The organism is Thalassotalea euphylliae, assembly GCF_003390375.1.
GTDB lineage: Bacteria > Pseudomonadota > Gammaproteobacteria > Enterobacterales > Alteromonadaceae > Thalassotalea_F > Thalassotalea_F euphylliae_A.
The window spans coordinates 347,236-366,435 of record NZ_QUOT01000001.1; the positions used below are offsets into that span (position 1 = coordinate 347,236).

At 41.8% G+C, this 19,200-nt stretch carries 11 protein-coding genes; 10 read left to right on the top strand and 1 reads right to left on the bottom strand.

Annotation, left to right across the window (positions count from 1 at the left end; translation table 11 throughout):
* Positions 1–207: 207 nt before the first annotated feature.
* The 5 genes from recC to DXX94_RS01590 all read left to right on the top strand — a co-directional run bounded on the left by recC (position 208) and on the right by DXX94_RS01590 (position 10,692).
* Positions 208–3,744 carry an exodeoxyribonuclease V subunit gamma gene (gene recC / locus DXX94_RS01570; protein ID WP_116013430.1) on the top strand — a complete coding sequence of 1,179 codons (3,537 nt, stop codon included), beginning with the start codon at positions 208–210 and terminating at the stop codon, positions 3,742–3,744.
* Between the two features lie 50 nt (positions 3,745–3,794).
* A complete protein-coding gene (recB, locus tag DXX94_RS01575; RefSeq protein ID WP_116013431.1) occupies positions 3,795–7,412 on the top strand; it encodes an exodeoxyribonuclease V subunit beta in 3,618 nt (1,205 codons plus the stop codon).
* Positions 7,409–9,451, top strand: coding sequence for an exodeoxyribonuclease V subunit alpha (gene recD, locus DXX94_RS01580; protein ID WP_116013433.1), 2,043 nt, complete (start codon positions 7,409–7,411; stop codon positions 9,449–9,451). The genes recB and recD overlap by 4 nt, the downstream gene beginning before the upstream one ends.
* Before the next feature lie 82 nt (positions 9,452–9,533).
* Positions 9,534–10,055: a DUF3087 family protein gene (locus tag DXX94_RS01585; protein WP_116013434.1), complete on the top strand. Its 522-nt coding sequence runs from the start codon at positions 9,534–9,536 to the stop codon at positions 10,053–10,055.
* A gap of 55 nt (positions 10,056–10,110) precedes the next feature.
* Positions 10,111–10,692: a GNAT family N-acetyltransferase gene (locus tag DXX94_RS01590; protein ID WP_116013436.1), complete on the top strand. Its 582-nt coding sequence runs from the start codon at positions 10,111–10,113 to the stop codon at positions 10,690–10,692.
* Between the two features lie 99 nt (positions 10,693–10,791).
* Here the strand turns inward: DXX94_RS01590 and DXX94_RS01595 are convergent, their stop codons facing one another.
* Positions 10,792–11,598, bottom strand: coding sequence for a crotonase/enoyl-CoA hydratase family protein (locus DXX94_RS01595; protein ID WP_116013438.1), 807 nt, complete (start codon positions 11,596–11,598; stop codon positions 10,792–10,794).
* A gap of 337 nt (positions 11,599–11,935) precedes the next feature.
* Here DXX94_RS01595 and DXX94_RS01600 point away from each other — a divergent pair, with 337 nt between their 5' ends.
* The 5 genes from DXX94_RS01600 to DXX94_RS01620 all read left to right on the top strand — a co-directional run bounded on the left by DXX94_RS01600 (position 11,936) and on the right by DXX94_RS01620 (position 19,193).
* Positions 11,936–12,961, top strand: a complete 1,026-nt coding sequence (locus DXX94_RS01600) for an isoaspartyl peptidase/L-asparaginase family protein (RefSeq protein ID WP_116018223.1) — start codon at positions 11,936–11,938, stop codon at positions 12,959–12,961.
* Between the two features lie 88 nt (positions 12,962–13,049).
* Positions 13,050–13,466 carry a CBS domain-containing protein gene (locus DXX94_RS01605; RefSeq protein WP_116000220.1) on the top strand — a complete coding sequence of 139 codons (417 nt, stop codon included), beginning with the start codon at positions 13,050–13,052 and terminating at the stop codon, positions 13,464–13,466.
* Positions 13,467–13,777: 311 nt separating this feature from the next.
* Positions 13,778–17,758, top strand: a complete 3,981-nt coding sequence (gene hrpA / locus DXX94_RS01610; RefSeq protein WP_116013439.1) for an ATP-dependent RNA helicase HrpA — start codon at positions 13,778–13,780, stop codon at positions 17,756–17,758.
* Positions 17,759–17,843: 85 nt separating this feature from the next.
* Positions 17,844–18,143 carry a PilZ domain-containing protein gene (locus DXX94_RS01615; protein ID WP_116000221.1) on the top strand — a complete coding sequence of 100 codons (300 nt, stop codon included), beginning with the start codon at positions 17,844–17,846 and terminating at the stop codon, positions 18,141–18,143.
* A 561-nt stretch (positions 18,144–18,704) separates the two neighbouring features.
* A complete protein-coding gene (locus DXX94_RS01620) occupies positions 18,705–19,193 on the top strand; it encodes a DUF2878 domain-containing protein (protein WP_116013441.1) in 489 nt (162 codons plus the stop codon).
* Positions 19,194–19,200 lie beyond the last annotated feature (7 nt).

Below are 19,200 nucleotides of genomic sequence, written 5' to 3' on the forward strand. Positions count from 1 at the left end.
AGTAAAATTACTTAGTACAAGCTCGAAGTGTAAGCGTACAGGCTCAGCATAGATTAACGCCATTTGCCCTAGGTACATTAGTTGCACCAGTTTAATAAAGGATTTAATCAAAAATTGGGCAAACAAACATTCCAACCAAAATTACACTAGTGTTAGCAGGGAGCGTGTGATTAAATTTGATCATCATCGGTTACCTGCGATAACACATTGATTTATATCTATCCTGCTAACAAAATGGAAAATTTGTTAGCGCTGTTTAACAAAATCCAACAAGTTTCTCCGCTCTCTCTTTTTGAACAAGAGCACATCATTGTCCAAAACGCTGGTATGCAACACTGGCTTAATATGTCGATTGCCCAGTCGCGTGGCATTTCCATGAATATCGAATTTGCATTGCCTGCCCAGTATCTATGGAAATTGTTGAGAAAAATAGCCAGTGAAGATGAAGTGCCAGAGCAGTCTTTGTATTCACGAGAAGTGCTGGTATGGCGAATTTACCAGTTACTAAGTGACGATATCATTGCGTTAGATCCCACGTTTGAACAGGCAACACAATACTGGCAAGCAAGCAGCAATGCTAGCGAACAACAGCAAAAACGCTATCAACTGGCGATGAAAGTTGCTGACTTATACGAGCAATACCTCATTTTTAGACCCAATTGGATAGACAATTGGAGCCAACAAGACTTTGTCTTTGCTGATGAAGATAATGTTTCAGACGATACCACAAAGCAAACCTATTATTGGCAAGGGAAGCTTTGGTATTTGTTGCAACAACGTCAAGAATATAACCCTGTTGCTTTGATGTCTGCAGCAGCGCAGCGAATTGAAGAAAAGGCAGGGCAGTTACCTAAGCGTGTTTCGTTTTTTGGCATTAATGCACTGCCACCAATGTGGATAAACTTTTTAGAGATGCTAGGTGAGCATATCGATATCCACTTTTTTCACCTCAACCCTTGTGCTGATTATTGGGGTGATATTCAAACAGAAAAGCAATTTGTTAAACAGTTGTTTGATGAGCGCCTAAACCAATGGACCAATGAAGTTGAAAACCTTGCTAGTGCTGTTGGTAACCCGTTACTCGCCAACTGGGGGCAGCAAGGTCGTGAGTTTTTAGCTCAGCTACAACAAGTTAGTACCGTCAATATTGATGTTTATGAGCAGCACACACCAGATGAACAGTTTGTCGATAACGTTAAAGGCTTGCCATTACTAACATATTTACAACAAGATGTGCTGAATTTAGCTGACGCAAGACAAGCGCCGAGTCAATTGGTAGATGACAGTTTAACTGTGACTAGCTGTCACAGTGCGTTTCGGGAAGTGCAGGCCCTGCATGATTGGTTATTGCATCAGTTAAACCAAGACCCTTCGCTAACACCAAAAGATATTTTGGTGATGTGTCCAGAAATAGAACAATATGCACCATTTGTTCATGCGGTATTTACCCGAGACTGGCAAGATCTTGCGGATGATGTTCCGCCACTTCCATGCTCGATAGCCGATCGCAACGTGCACAATGCTGATCCGCTAATTGCTACATTTGTAGATTTACTCACGCTGCCCGATAGCCGTTTTCACGTAACCTCTATTATCGCAATGTTGCGTCTTGAAGCCGTGCAGCAACAGTTTAACTTAACCAGTGAAGACGTTGTTAAACTAAGCGCTTGGCTAGAACATGCTGCCGTTCATTGGGGACTATCGAAGAATCACAAAGAACAGGTGCTTGGTGCTAGTGGCTTAACCGATGCATTTACTTGGCAACAAGGCTTGAGCAAATTATTGCAAGGTTTTGCTTATGGTGATGAATTAATGGTTGCTGGCGAACAATTACTCCTGCCAGATGTTGAAGGCCAAGACGCCTTTATTCTTGGGCAGCTAATGCTATTTCTTGAGCATTTAGCAGACAGTAGTCAACAATTAAGCCAACCTAAAACACCTGAAAAATGGCAACAATATCTCGCAGAGTTAGTTGCTGAACTTTATCACCCAACAGCCGCACAAAACATTGATATTATTTATCAGGCACTTGGTTTACTAACCGAATATACGCACACCGCCGAATTTAACCAAGCGTTTAGCACAGGTAAAGGTGTACCAGAAACACTGGATTTACTTGTTATACGTGAATTCTTAACCGCTCACTTTTCAACGCCAGATACTGGCCGACAATTTATGATCGGGCAAGTAACGTTTTGTTCTATGTTACCTATGCGCAGTATTCCTTTTAAAATCATTGCGGTACTTGGTCTTAACGATGGCGAGTATCCACGTCAGCGCCAACCACTGGCATTTGATTTAATGAATAGCACACCAGCCAAACTCGGTGATCGTTCAAGGCGTGGTGACGACAGATATTTATTTTTAGAAGCGCTAATTTCAGCCCGAGACAAGCTGTACCTCAGCTACCAAGGGCGAAGTGTACAAAATAACAAGGTGCGTGAACCTAGTATTATCTTACAAGAGCTTTTTGACTATCTAACGGCGGGCTATGGTTGGCAATGCGATCTGAAAACCGGCAGCCATATTCGTCAAATGCCGTTGCAAGCATTTAGTTTAGATAACTATCGCGGCCCATATCCAAGTTTCGATGCCCATTGGCTTAAATTGGGCTTAGGCAATACAACTAAAGTTGAAGATACTGTACCTTCAAGCCTTGTCGGTAAATGGGATGTTACTGGTGAAAGCGAGAACAGCAAAGACGACAGCGAGCAAATGCTGCAACTGTTAGAAGAGGGCATTGAAATCGAGTTAAACGATTTGATTCGCTTCTATCAACACCCGAGTCGTTGGTACGCGCAACGGGTATTAGGCATTTATTATGAACAAACAGAGCCAGCACCAAGTGATGTTGAGCAGTTTAGTTATGACCGTTTAGCAAGTTATCAGTTAAAACAAGCGCTATTAACGGCGAGCTTATCTGAATCTAGTGAATTAGCGAACGAGGAAAAAGCGGAAGCGTTAACTAAAAAGTTAAATGATGTAAGAACACAAGCAAGGCTCTCTGGTCGATTTGCTGACACGCCACTCACCGCCCAGTTGTTTGATAAGTGGCAAGAAGATAACGATGTGTTTAGCCAAGCGATTATTGACGCAGCGCTTGGCGATACAGAGTTAACGGCTTTTTCGTTACCGACGACAATTGAGGTAACACTAGGGAAATTAAAATCCCAAGAACAAACCAAAGAAGAATCCCTAGAACAACAAAAAGTACAAACTAAGCTAAATTGCATTATCCGAGGTAGCTTGCCTACAAATGAGCAAGTCATTGGTTTTTATCGACCATCAACGGCTAAAGCCAAAGACTTATTCAGCTTATACTTGGCTCGACTCATTTCAACCATTGCTGCTGAAAAAGGACATCTTGAATTTGAGAACAAACCCGTAATTGGGCTTTATTTTGATACTAAGCAGCAAAAGGTCAGTCAGTACCTATGCCAAAATAGCCAACATGTGAGTGATGCCAAAGCACAGCTAAATAACATTGTTAATTATTATTTGCTTGGTCAGCAAAAACCTTTGTTGATCAATGCAGATATTGCGCACAAGGCGTTCAATGCGCGCAAGTTTGAACAAGCTCAACTTGAAAACTATTGGTACGATGAAAATAACATGCTCGCGCCTGGCTATGACTCGTATATGCAATTTTTCTGGCCTCAGTGCCCAGCGATTGATGACATGATGCCAATGCTCAACACCATTTATGAGCCCATGTATCAAGTGCTATCTAAATCAAAACGATAGTGAAAATGCTCTAGTTAGCGCACAGAATTTAATGAAAAGAATTTGATGTTATGAAGCTACAACCATTATTTACAGAGCACCTTCCACTGTCTGGACGACATTTAATTGAGGCCAGTGCAGGAACAGGTAAAACCTTTAACATCACGCGAATATACTTGCGGTTGTTATTGGAAAAAGGTCTAACCGTCGAACAGATTCTGGTGATGACGTTTACCAAAGATGCAACAGAAGAAATTAAAAGTCGTATAGGTCAAACATTGCGAAATACCATTGCTAAGTGGGATGAGTTAACAGCAACAGAGCCGTTTTATCAGGAAATTGCTAAAGACTTAGACAAAACAGAAGCAATGGCAAAACTGCATCGCGCCTTGTTGTTTTTGGACGATGCGGCAATTTTTACCATCCACGGTTTTTGTAAGCGGGTATTGAGCGAGTTTGCCTTTGACAGTGGCTTGTTATTTAACTTAGTCATGGAATCAAGCTGCCAAGAACAGACGTTAGAAGCGGTGCAAGATTGGTATCGTTTGATTGCGAAACAAGATCCTGATAGCTACTTAACCATCGCTGAATTTTGGCCTGAGCCTGAACAATTTGTACAAGTATTCTCTGGGGCAATTGACAAGCACCATAGTATCACTACGCCATCTACGGCAGAGCTTTGCCAGCAGATAAATGCACTAGCAGTTGATGCAGCGAATTCGCTCTCAAGCCACCAATCATTTTTGTTTGAGCATTTAGTCAACAATCAAAAAGGGGCCAAAAAAGAGGAACGTATTAGCGAGTATGAACAGTTAGCTTCGTGGCTAAACAATGCAACTACTGCTGAATTATCACAATTACTGGCAATGCCTTCAATGCCTGCAAGTTTTATTGATGGCCGCCGCTTTGGTCGTTCAAAAGCAAAAGCCGAGATTGTAGAAATCGTTTCACCAGTTAATGAATTAAAACCAGTCATTGCAGATTTAGCAGGGCAAGTTAAACGAATTCAGGCGTATGAGATTATCGCGCGCAGCCTTAAATCGATTGCTGATGCGGTGGCCGAGAAAAAACAGCGTCTAGGCCTATTAAGTTTTGACGATCTGATTGCCATTTTAGCCCAGCAACTATCGTCAGGTGACGCTGGCCGTATTTTGGCTAACAAACTTGCAAAGCAATATCCTGCGGCCATGGTTGATGAATTCCAAGATACGGACCCCAATCAATTCGATATTCTCACGAATATTTACCAAAACACTGACAATGCAGCCTTGTATTTAATTGGCGATCCCAAGCAAGCGATTTACGCGTTTCGAGGTGGTGATATTTTTACCTATTTATCGGCACGAGATTTTTGTCAGTATTTTTGGGTAATGGACACCAACTGGCGATCTAGTGCTGAAATGATCCAAGGTTATAACCGCTTGTTTTATGGCACGGCATTAGATCAGAGCGCAAAGCACATTTTTGGTAAAAACATCCCTTATTTCCCCGTAGCGGCTTCAAATACGGTTAAGCCAGTGGCGCTGGCGGATAATGATTTACCACTGCAGTTTGTACACTTTCCATTTGATGATGAATCCGCAACCGCTAAACCTGCCCAACGCGCTGAAATGGCTCAGTGGTTAGCGCAAAAAATTGCATCATTGCTCAATGACAACCAACAGCAAGTATCAGCATCAGATATTGCCATTCTAGTACGAGATGGAACAGAAGCCGACATTGTTAAACAAGCATTAACCGAACATCAGCTTGCCAGTGTTTATTTAAGCAACCGCAGTAATTTATGGCATAGCGAGCAAGCTCAACAGTTATTATTGGTGCTTAAAGCAGTGTTGTTTTTAGAGCAAGATCGCTACTTTAACGCCGGCTTGGCTTCGGGCTTGTTAGGGCATACGCCGTCAAGTTTATTGGAGCTGTCGGCAAACGAGCTAGCATGGCAAGAAGTTAAATTTTCGTTTAAGGCTATTCGTGATGAGTGGCAGTACAAAGGCTTTATTTCTGCGGCGCTCAAACTGCTCCATGAACACGTTGCAGTAAATGGCGAGCACAAAGAAAGGGCACTGACGAACTTATTACATTTGTTTGAATTACTACAAGCGGCGAGCGCTCGTTACCATCAACCGCTGGAGTTGCTTTATTGGTTTGAGCAACAAATTAGCGTCGATAGCACGGAATCAGACGCTGAACTTAGATTAGAAAGTGATGAACAGCTAATTAAAATCGTTACCCAGCATGGTTCAAAAGGGCTTGAGTATCCTATCGTTTTTGTTCCTTTTGCTTCGCGTCATAAAAATCCGAGTAAAATTGGCAATCGCAACGTTACCGTAATTGAATATCACGATGAACAAGGACAGCTTCATACCTGTTTATCTGGGAATAAACAGCAAGTTACACAAATGGCAGAAGAAGCATACGCAGAATCTATTCGCTTGCTTTATGTGGCGGTAACCAGAGCTGTGCAACGTTGTTATTTACTCGTTGCCAATTTTGATAAAGTTGAAAACTCTCCGTTGGGTAAAACCTTAACTTGGTCTGCTGATGTAGTTATAAGCGGCGAACTACAAGCCCTGTCTGAGCAGTATCCTAACGCCATAGGTTACAGTGCCATTGGACACAGTGACTTTGAAAAAAGCGCGATTGCTGATGATAAGATTGGTGAACAAAACACTGAAACTTCAGTGAAAAATAATGTGGGCGCTAATACTAACATTAACGCCTCCCCCGAACTTGCTACTTTCACCAGTAAAATCGAGCGTGACTGGTGGCTAAGTTCGTTCACCGCCTTGAGTAAAAATTTACGCCATGGTGGTGTTTCCCTGCCTGATAGGGATTTAGATCAGCCAATGGCAGTTTCAGCTCCTGGGGTTAATCGCATAGGGTTTGATTTAGCCAAAGGCGCACAAACAGGTAACTTGTTACACGATTTGCTTGAACAAGGAGACTTTCATCAAGGTGATTGGCGTAGTTTGTCTGAGGCAATGAAAATAAAATATGCTGCTTTGCTTGAGGGCTGGTCTAGCGAGGAACTTGCCGCTTGGTGTGAACAACTTGTCACTTGTGAAATCGCTGAAGATCTAAGCTTGGCGAATATCGCCCCCGGCGCAGTATTAAAAGAGCAAGAATTTTATTTTCCGATGGAACAAGCCAGCAGTCAAAAACTCGCGGTATTGGTGTATCAGCACCGACAGAGGATACTCGTACGTTCAAACTCAAGCTCACAATCCAAAGCAGTTAAACTGCCCGCTTATCAAGCATTGAAAGGGATGATGCACGGCTTTATCGATTTAATTTTCGAACACGAAGGGAAATTTTACGTTTGTGACTATAAATCAACGCACTTAGGTGACTCATTTGAACACTACCACGGTGAGGCATTGCAGCAAAACATCGCAGACAACTATTATGATTTGCAGTATTTAATCTACTGTTTGGCGCTGCATCGTTTACTAAAAAGTCGTATTGATGATTACGATCCAACGCAACACTTTGGCGGCGTATTTTATTTATATTTACGAGGTATGAACAACAAGCAAACATTGGGTGAACGTACCGGTGTATTTTTTAGTGATATTAGTAGTGAGGAACTTGATGAACTCGACGCGCTATTTTCAAACCACGTATCTTTAAACCAAGCACCTTCAAACCCAGTGCCTTCAAAACAAGTCCCAGCAAAGAGTGTTGAGCGATGAGTGCAGAAATAGATAACAATCAAAAGCAAAGCTGCCAAAGGCCGAACCGTCAAACAAAAAGCTATCGAAAGTTCTCTGAGGCAGCAGCACGAATCTCAGACATCGCGCCAATTGATTACTTTTTTGCGAACGAACTTACCACGGCGACAGCAGCGAATGAACTGACTGCTGATGAAAAAGAGGTTTGGTATCATTTGCTAATCGCGCTTAGCGCTTCAGTGCGCGATGGTCACACTTGCTTGCCGCTAATGCATGTTGCAGGTCAACAATTTGGCTTGGCCAGTGACGACAATGTAATTACTCATCATGGTTTTTCTTTTCCGAATGAAAAACAACTACACACTTTGCTCGCAAGCATTCCTTTCTTAGCGGCTTCGGAGCTAGGTGTAACTCAACCAAACATCTCAAACGCTGAAAAAGCAGAAGTAAATGTTGGTGGCACGTTAGCCGTGGTATTTGAGCACAACTGTTTGTATATGCGTCGCAACTATCAATTTGAGAAAGAACTGAAACTAGCATTAGTAGCCAAAACACAGCTAACGCTCGGTTACACGCCAGCGGCAATAACTGATGTTGTTGATTCGTTATTTCCTGAAAACGGAGCTATAGAACCTAATCAAGCTACTTGTGCAAACCATGCTAACCAAGCACGAGAAGTTGACTGGCAAAAACTAGCGGTGGCTAACAGTGTTAATAAAGGGCTTAGTATTATTGCTGGTGGTCCCGGTACAGGTAAAACCTATACGGTCACAAAATTATTGGCAGCGCTGTCAATGCTTAGTCAATCGCGATTAGACATTGCACTAGTCGCACCAACAGGTAAAGCGGCGCAGCGTTTATCTGAGTCGATTCAAAATGCCGTAACCGGTTTTCGAGGCGTTATCGCAGACAATGTGCTTGATGTTATTCCAAGCAAAGCACAAACACTGCACCGTTTGCTAGGGGTGATCCCAAATCAAGTGAATTTTCGAAAAGGAAGCGATAACCCCTTAGATTACGACGTCATTATTATTGATGAAGTCTCAATGGTGGATTTGCCGCTTATGACTAGGCTATTTCGGGTAATCCCAGCTAAGTGCCAAGTGGTAATGCTAGGGGACGCCGATCAATTGCCTTCTGTTGCACTTGGCTCGGTATTAGCTGATATTGCGGTTAGGCCTCACCTTGGTTATAGCAAAGCAAACCTTAACTACCTAGCAAAAGCATGCCAACTATCGAGCGAACAAGCTAAGCAATTACCAAAAGCAAAAAAACAGGTTGCTGATCATTTATCAATGTTGCTTAAGAGCCGTCGATTTGACGGTGAAGGCGCCATCGGTAATATCGCGATGGCAACAATTGCGGGTGAAGCGCTGCAAAGTTGGCAGTATATTAGTGTTAACAGCACAAGTCGTGACGATATTACGTTATTGCCACCTGTGATGACTCAATGGCTTAATCAGTATGTTAAACGCTACTATCAGCCAGTATTGGAGGCTGAAAACATTACACAAGCATTTGAGCGAATGAGTCAGTTTCGTATTTTGTGTGCCACAAGAGTTGGAAACGAAGGTGTTGAGGTAATTAATCAGCAAATAATCTCGCTGTTAAAAGGCAGTTACCAGCAAGATAAATTGTTCCATGGCTTACCTATTATGATCAATGAAAACCATTACGGGCTTGGGCTGTACAATGGTGATATTGGTATTATTTGGAAAAATGCGCAGGGGCATTTAGTAGCGTATTTCGAGGATACTGCGGTAAGTGAAGGAGGCGTATCTTCGAAAAACCAGACGCCTGGTTTCAAAACTATTATTCCGTCTCGTTTACCGAGTTTTGAACCTGTCTTTGCCATGACCATTCATAAAACACAGGGCAGTGAATTTGAACACGTTGCAATGGTTCTGCCCAGTAAAGCTGATAATCAGCTACTGACGCGTGAACTAATTTATACTGGCGTTACCCGTGCAAAGAAAAAGTTAAGTTTAAGCTGTAACGAGCCAGTTTGGTATCGAGGTGTTGATGCTAAAGTTGAGCGCTACTCTAATCTTTCAATCTGACAATGCAAGTCAATGCACGTTTAGATTACTTTTTGAAAACTATTATTAAGAACTATTCATTGAGAATTATTTATTAAGCACTATGAAAATCCAATCTGTAAACAAAACTGATTACCGTAAAAAGCTAAATCAATTCACCATCGCTTTTGTTATTGCGTTTGCCTTGTTGGCACTTATTTTTGGTAGCCTATTTATCGCGTTATTCGCGGCGCCAATCGTTGACCCTGAAACGCAAAGCAATTTTCGTTACAACTTAGGTGGCGTTATTCTAGCGCTTGTCACCATGGCGATGTTAATCAACAGTATAAAAAAGCATGAGTTTTTAAAAGATATTTACTATGTTTGGCAACTCAAACAAGTGCACAACGCTATCTATCGTAAACTTGCTAAAATCAAAGCGGCACAAGCTGAAGGTGATGAAAATACACTTGTTATACTCGCGTTTTATTACCAAACACTTAAGCAAGTTTACGAGCTTGACGACAATACGTTAACGATTAACAACGTAAATTTAGAAATTGATAAATTGAAGCAGAAGTTAGGCGATGAAACGTATGAACAGCATGTTCATCAGTTCGAAAAAAGCATGCTAAATGCTTATTAAGTAAAACTGCATTCAAGTTGCCGAATTTTGAATAAGAATAACAAGGAGGTTTAATATGCTAGAAACAACGACTCTAACGTGTAAAAGCGTAGTACTTGCGCCGCTTGGTTTTGAACATAAAGATGCGCTACTGGACGCTGCATCAGATGGTAATCTATGGGAGCTTTGGTTTACTTCGGTACCAAACAAAGCAACTATTAGTGATTATATTACCCAAGCACTCGCTCAACAGGAAAAAGGACTTTCGCTGCCTTTTGTCGTCATTGAAAAACACACTCAAAAAATTATCGGCACGACACGGTTTTGTAATGCAGATAAAGTTAACAGACGACTTGAAATTGGCTTCACTTGGTATGCAAAAAGCTATCAACGCACCTCAGTAAACACTGAGTGTAAACTGTTGTTGCTAACTCATGCGTTTGAGCATTTAAATGTGATAGCTGTTGAGTTTAGAACTCATTGGCATAACCTAAAGTCACGCAACGCCATTGCGCGCTTGGGAGCAAAGCAAGATGGGGTGCTACGAAACCACCAAAAGATGGCCGATGGCTCTTATCGTGACACAGTTGTTTTCTCTATTACTAATACAGAGTGGCTAGCCGTTAAAAACAACCTAATGTTTAAGTTGAATAATTAACCTCAGCTCTGAATAACCAATGTGCTTCTAGCGGCTATTTTTGATCTAAACCTGTGGTTAAATAGGGAAAAAGCACAGTAAGAGTTAACTTTTTTAACATTACCATTTACCGCGTATTTTAAACGGTTTTTCACTGTTCGGGTTCATTTGGTTGTAGGTTTTTATTCGCTGGTTTTTGCCCGCGATAATCTTAATTTGGTACCAAGACTCTCTAGCAAGCGCAAACGCTTTGCTATGCCACCACGCGTTTTTGTATAGCTTCTTAACTGCAGCAACCGCATCGGGCGATTGCTGACTAATTTCTCTAGCCAGTGTCATCGCTGCTTCAAATGGCACATCACTGACTTTAGTGATCAAATTTAGTTTTTGTGCTTGCTTGGCGGTAATTTCTCGCCCCGTCATTGCTAGTAATTTAGCTTTATCGGTTGGTAGGTGCTCTTTTAGCGCAAGCGTACCGCCCATATCAGGAACCAAGCCCCAACGAGCTTCCATAACCGATAAAATAGCTTCTGGGTGTGCAATTCTAAAGTCACCACCGAGTGCTATTTGTAAACCACCACCCCATACTCTGCCGTGCAATACCATAATTACGGGTACAGTGATTTCTTGCCAACCAGTTGATACGTATTGTGCAAGGTTAGCGCTACCTGGGCGCCACTTAAACAACAAGGTCACGAAGTTTTTGGCTGTGCTCATCACCGACTTAACATCAAGCCCTGTACAGAAATCAACACCTTCACCTTGCACAATAACCGCTCGAATCGCTAAGTTTTTCTTGAGTGTTTTTATTGTTGTGCGAATAGCCTTGAACATTTCAACGTTCAAAGCATTGTGTTTATCTGGGCGGTTCAACGTCACAATCGCGATATTTTCTTCAATACGGGTGGTAACAAGTTGCTGATTCATAAGTCTGTTTTAATTGTTGTAAAGTTAAAGATGACTTGTTTTGTTTTATTTAAAGTTCGAAATCATCAGGTAAGACCACTCAACATTAACTAAATCATGTCGCTAAGTAAATCATGCGATAAGTTAAATATAACTAAACCGTAGGATACCGGAGCTTGTGAAGTTAGATTATTAGGTGTAAAACCTGATAACTAACGTACACACTGTGATGATGCATTATTTAGGAATAATTATGCAAACGAATAGGCAAGCCAATAAACCAGTTAATCAAAGAATAACGGCTAATACTTACGCTAGCACTGGCAATAAGAATAACGCCTCAAACGCATACGGCAGGTTGGCTAAATGCTTTCTTTTAGCCGCTAGCTTGAGCGCTGTGCCAACAGCTCACGCCTACGCAGAAAAACCGATAGCAATTGCCATTCACGGTGGTGCGGGCACTATCGACAAGTCAAAATTGACGCCTCAAAAGCGTGCTCAATATAATGCTGCTTTATCCGCTGCGGTTAACAAAGGTTACGAATTATTAGCGCAAGGTAAAACAAGCCAGCAAGCCGTTATTGTTGCCATTCAAATTCTTGAAGATTCGCCTTTGTTCAACGCTGGTAAGGGCGCGGTTTACACATTTGATGAAACGCACGAACTTGACGCATCTATTATGCATGGCAGAACTCTTAATGCTGGCGCGGTTGCTGGTGTGAAAACGGTGAAAAGTCCAATAGCGTTAGCACAAGCAGTAATGGAAAAGTCAGTTCACGTTATGTTATCAGGAGAAGGGGCAGAGCAATTTGCTAAATCACAAAACCTAATGATGGTTGAAAACAGCTATTTCGACACAGAGCACAGATACAAAGCTTTGATTAGGGCGAAACAAAAGTTAGCAGAAAAAGAGCAAGAGCTTAAAGACTTTCAAGCTGCTCACCACGTATTAGATGCTGAGTATAAATTTGGCACTGTCGGTGCTGTCGCTTTGGATAAGTATGGTGATTTGGTCGCTGGCACTAGTACTGGCGGTATGACCGCTAAACGTTACGGTAGAGTAGGTGATGCGCCAATTATTGGTGCTGGCACTTATGCCAATAATGCGAGCTGTGCCGTATCAGCAACAGGGCACGGTGAGTACTTTATTCGCTATCACGTTGCCGCTGATATATGCGCGCGAATGCAATATCAAGGGGTAAGCCTTAAACAAGCCTCAGATACCGTGGTCAATAAAGTGTTGGTAAAGGCGGGCGGTAATGGCGGTGTTATTGCGATTGATCGCAATGGTAATATTGCCATGCCATTTAATAGTAAAGGTATGTACCGAGCAAGTCGTAAGCATGGCGAGCAAGCAAAAGTTGCTATTTTTAAAGATGAATAAAAATCTTCTGATAATGGTATGAAATCTTGAGAATTTATGTCTAAAGTTAAAGTGAAACTAGGAAGTAATTACGCAAAGAAGGTCAGTTATGGAATCAGTACAAATAAAAGAATATATGAACCATTACCCCGTGACATTCACTCCAGATATGGTGATCGAAGAAGCATCGTTTAGGTTATTAAAAACCAAACAGCTTGGTGGGCCTGTAGTTGATGAGACTAAAAAGTTAATTGGTTATTTATCTGAAAGCGACTTGCTCAAGAATATGCTGGCATCAAGCTATCATCGAGAGCATATTGCCAACGTTGCCGATATCATGCAATGTGATGTGCTATCGGTAAAACCTTATGGCAGTGTGGTCGAACTTGCTCAGCAAATGCTTGATGAAAAACCTAAAATTTACCCTGTAGTTGACGACGATGGCATTTTGCTTGGTACGATAAGCCGTAATGATGTATTACAGGCGGTAGATCGCCATCTTAGGGTTATCTACGCTGCCAGCTAAAGGCACAAACAGTAAAGGTATAAAGATAAGTCAAAAAGCTATTTGAAAAACAAAACGTAAGCTAAATCATATAAGCGGGAACCAAGTTCCCGTTTTTTATGCCATGTACTAATTTTGTTTCTGTTTCAGGTTACTAAAGCAATTTAGCGCATACTTTGGTACTATCGCTTCCCAGTAAACAATTCGATATAAAACGCGCCGAACGCCATTGACTAATTTAACTTAGTGTTAGTCTAAAGTGGCCAACTAAACGCTAAGCAAATACTTAGCTTTGCACAACAAATACAATTCAAACTCAGCAATTCAGATTAATGACCAGCAATAATCACTCGACGCCCAGTCAGTCATCACCGAATCAAAAATCACCTAACCAATCAACGTCTCAACTGCACAGTCAGCTACTGACTCAACTTGACCTTGTAAAACTTGCCGACAAGGGCAGACTAAAAAAACGCATTTTTGGTACCAAGAAAATCAAAGATGTGAGTAAACGAGAAAAAGCGCTAGAAAAAATCTCGCATGCAATTGAAAAATCGATTGCCAGTAAGCAAAACAAAATAGCGAACAGGCCAAAGATTAGTTATGCCAAAGGTTTACCTGTTTCTGAGTCCGTTGATGAAATTGCAGAAGCAATTGTACACAATCAAGTGGTTATTATTGCCGGTGAAACAGGTTCAGGTAAAACTACTCAGATCCCCAAAATATGTATGGCCTTAGGTCGAGGTGTCGAAGGCATTATTGGTCACACCCAGCCACGTCGTATAGCGGCCAGAACTGTGGCAAGTCGAATTGCGGAAGAGGTTGGCTCTGAGCTTGGTAAAGCCATCGGTTATAAGGTGAGGTTTAACGATCAAGTCAGTGACGATAGCTACGTTAAGCTGATGACCGATGGTATTCTACTTGCGGAAATGCAGCAAGATCGCTTATTGCGCCAGTACGATACGATCATCATCGATGAAGCACACGAGCGAAGCCTAAATATTGATTTTATTCTGGGCTATCTAAAACAAATATTGCCTAAGCGCCCTGATCTTAAAGTGATCATTACCTCAGCTACCATAGATCCTGAGCGTTTTTCTAAACACTTTAATAATGCTCCAATTATTAGTGTATCTGGTCGTACTTACCCAGTAGAAATGCGCTACAGACCACTTGTAAGGGGTGATGAGTCAATTGATGTGATTTCAGGCATTACAGAAGCCGTTGATGAAGTCTCAACATTGAGTAACGGCGACATACTCATATTTCTCAATGGCGAACGAGAAATACGAGATACTGCCGCTGCACTAGAAAAACAAAATTATCGCAATACCAACGTACTGCCACTTTATGCGCGATTAACGGTCGCAGAGCAAAACAAAATATTTCAATCCCATGCCGGACGAAATATTGTGTTAGCGACTAACGTTGCTGAAACCAGCTTAACTGTGCCAGGCATAAAGTATGTGATTGACCCTGGTACTGCCCGTATTTCTCGATATAGCTATCGAACCAAAGTACAACGATTACCGATTGAGCCGATATCGCAGGCCAGTGCAAATCAGCGCGCTGGTCGTTGTGGTCGTGTATCGGCAGGTGTATGTATACGCCTTTATTCAGAAGATGATTTCCTTTCAAGGGATGAATTTACTGATCCAGAAATACTTCGTACAAACCTAGCAATGGTTATTTTACAAATGTTGTCGCTTGATTTAGGTGATATTCAAGACTTCCCATTTGTACAAGCACCTGACAATCGCAATATCAATGACGGTGTGCGTTTGTTAGAAGAGTTAGCGGCTATTTCACCTGCGCCCAAAGGGGCTAGTCAACGCAAGTTAACCAAAACGGGCCAACAATTAGGACGTTTCCCTATCGATCCGCGTTTGGCAAAAATGGTGCTTACCGGTATTGAACTTGGCTGTTTAGAGCAAGTGTTTGTTATTGTAAGTGCACTGAGTATTCAAGACCCGCGCGAACGTCCTCATGAAAAACAGCAAGCTGCTGACGAAAAGCACAGCCGTTTTAAAGACAAACAGTCTGATTATAAATCGTTATTAAATTTATGGCGTTATGTACAGGCGCAGCAGCAGGCACTATCAAATAACCAGTTTCGTAAACTGTGTCAGAAAGAATACCTTTCCTATATTCGTATTCGCGAGTGGCAAGACATCATAGCTCAGCTAAAACAAACAATTGCTGAAATGAATGTTTCGCTAAGCAGCATTGATGAAGAAGACGAGAGCCAAATGGCGATAGTCCATCAAGCGCTGCTTTCAGGGCTGTTAAGCCACATCGGCCAGTTAGACGAAAATCGCGAATTTAAAGGGGCGCGAGGCAGTAAGTTTTATATATTCCCAGGCTCACCACTTGCGAAAAAGCCACCTAAATGGCTAATGGCAGCCGAGCTAGTCGAAACCAGTCGTTTGTTTGGTCGCATGGTGGCGAAAATTGACCCGACTTGGCTTGAATCTATGGCTGACCACTTGATTAAGCGCAGTTATAGCGAACCGCACTGGGAGAAAAAACAAGGGGCTGTTATGGCCTATGAGCAAGTATCACTTTATGGTTTGGTCATCGTGCCAAAACGCAAAGTAGTGTTTAACCAAATAGAGCCCGACACTTGCCATGAAATTTTTATTCGGGAAGCGTTAGTTAATGGTGATAGCACCATCAAAGCGAAGTTCTTAGCGGCAAACCAAAAGCTCGTTGGAGAAATTGAAACGCTCGAGCAAAAAGCCCGTACCAAAGGCTTTTTGATTGACGAGCAACTCATGTTTGAATTCTACCAAGCGCGTATTCCACAAGAGGTTATTTGTCAGCGTAGTTTCTTGTCTTGGTGGAAAAAAGCGGAACGTGATAACGCCAAATTACTGAACTTTACCAAAGCGTTTTTATTACAGGAAGACGAAAGCAAAGTCTCTAAAACACAGTACCCTGATGTTTGGCAGCAAGACAACCTTATCATGCCGCTCACTTACCACTTTTCGCCGGGCGAAGAAGATGATGGTATTTCGGTGCACATTCCAATTGGTATTTTAAATCAGGTTCAAGCGGTCGGGTTTGATTGGTTAATTCCGGCGCTGCGTGAAGAACTGGCAATTGCCATGATCAAGGCGTTACCTAAAACGCTAAGACGAAACTTTGTACCTGCGCCCAATTACGCACAAGCAAGTTTGGCGAATATGGATGCCAATATGCCAAAAAATCAGATAAGTTTCGCAGATTCATTAGCAAAACAATTACTGCGCATGACTGGCGTGCGTCTACCTGAAGATGTTTGGGAGCAAGTTCAACTGCCTACGCATTTAACCATGAACTTTAAGGTGGTCAGTGATAAAGGCAAATTGATTAAGCAGGGGCGTGATCTGGTTGAATTACAGCAAGCATTGCAAGGAAAAGTGAAATCAACAATAAAACAAGTGGCAGAGAAGGGAATTGAGCAGTCTAACTTAACCGAATGGGATTTTGGCGACCTACCGACGGGTTACGAAAAGAAAATGGCGAATATTACCGTTAAAGCCTTTCCCGCGCTCATTGATAAGAAATCTTACGTTGCTATTGAGTTATTCGAACAACAAAGCAGTGCCGAGCAAGCCATGTTGTTAGGGGTGACTCGATTGGTATTAATTAACATACCGTCGCCGATAAAATATTTGCAAGAAAAGCTGCCAAATAAAGCCAAACTTGGCCTGTACTTCAATCCATTTGGTTCAATTGCCGATTTACTGCAAGATTGTATTCAAGCAACAGCAGGGTATTTGATTAAGCAGCACAAGATTCCTCGCTCACAACAACAATTTAATGAACTACGTGATATTGTTCGAGCGGAAATTGCTGATCATGTGTTAACTGCCGCTATTAAATTAGAGCGCGCGCTGAATCTGCATCACGACATACGAAAGAAGCTCAAGGGCTCAGTGCCACTTAACATGATTCAAAACCATGGCGATGTGAAAGATCAGTTAGATAAGCTTATTTTTAAAGGGTTTGTCACCACATCTGGCATTGATAAGCTGGACGATTTAATACGTTATTTGAATGGCATATTGCGCCGCATGGAAAAAATGCCTATCGATCCTAATCAAGATCGACTAAAAATGTTGGAAGTTGAAAAGGTTAGTAAGGCGTTGGAAGCGCTGATAGCTAAGCAACGTAAAGACCAGCCGCTTGCTCCAAGCTTTATCGAATGTCGTTGGATGATTGAAGAATTACGGGTAAGTTTGTTTGCCCAAAACTTAGGAACGGCTTACCCAATATCAGTGAAACGAATAGAAAATCACCTCAAATCAATAGAATCTGACAATAGCTAAATTGACAGCTATTATCATTAACAAGTATAACTAAACTGCAACTTCGAATATTTACAGAATTTATTTCGAATAAAAGGGAGAACCAATGGTTAATTTTGACGATAAGCGCAATTTTTATCGCATGCTACTTAATAGTGAAGTGAAGGTCACTATTATCGATGACGAAATTAACAGTGAATTTGTGGCGACGTGTCGCGATTTAAGTGCAACAGGCATGGCAATTGAAATGAGTCATCCGCTTGAAATGGGCACTCGTGTTAAAGCGAAAATCGAATCGGCAAATGCGTCAGTTCAAGCATTAGACGTGAAAGGCAAAGTCGTTCGCATCGAAGAAGAAGCAACGGATTTATACTTAGTTGGCATCGCCATTGACGATATGGACTAGCCAGCATCGTCGATATTTACTCAGGAGCCAGCGCGTTAGCTAAGGCTGTTAACTCATTGTGTTAACATGGTCAGTTAACACAATGAGTTAATGACAAGCGCTTCTGAGTGATTAGATTTTTAGTGTAAGCTTTTTTCAATGGTCTGATATTTGTCGCTGCATTCTAGTGCTAGATCGGCTTGTCACGTAAGTATTTGTTTCGTAAATCACTCAGTAGACACTCAGTATAAAAGTGCAAAGTCACTTCGATTATTACCTACTTTGAGTACTCTTCATTTAACACCTTTCTTTTATCAAATTATAACTATGTAGGCCCAAGTGCTAATTGCTCAGCCTAGCATGGTTTAGTCTAGTTAGCCCTATTGCTTTAACTCATCTAGAGAGCAGTAAAAATCATCTACTAGCAGCTCATTAGCCATACAAAACTGAGATTTTGTAAACCCGATACAAATTTTCCACGTAGATACACATACAACTAACGTCGTGCTCTAACGCGCCTGCTTTTTATGCGCTAAGGTTCAACACCTTTTTGTAATGCCTAAGTGAAAGGCATAATTGATTATGATACTTAACGCCTTGTTATTTAATGTGTGCTGGTTTGGTCTTATCTTTTGGGGTAACTATTTTATACCTGTCGTTTTTATTTGGCTGGTATGGCACTTGAAAAACTGTCCAAATACCAAACAAGAGTTTCAGTTGATTTTTCAAGTAGCCGCAATCGGGCTGATTATCGACTCATCGTTAATGCATGTAGGCATATTTAGTTTTGAGCAAGAGTCGTTAATTATTCCTGCTTGGCTATTGGTTCTTTGGGCAGCGTTTGCTGCGACATTAAATCACAGCATCAAACTTATTTGTCGAAATGTCACCGTCAGCCGTTGTATCGGGGCGTTTGTTGTTCCGATGAGTTATCTTGCTGGAGAGCGTTTAGAGGCGGTTTATTTCCAATTCTCTTACCTAGCGACTGTCGCCACCATATCCATCGTCTGGATGTTACTTCTCCCATATCTAATTTCTCTGACGGTTGAAAAAAAACAAGGCTATGCGTAACGCTATG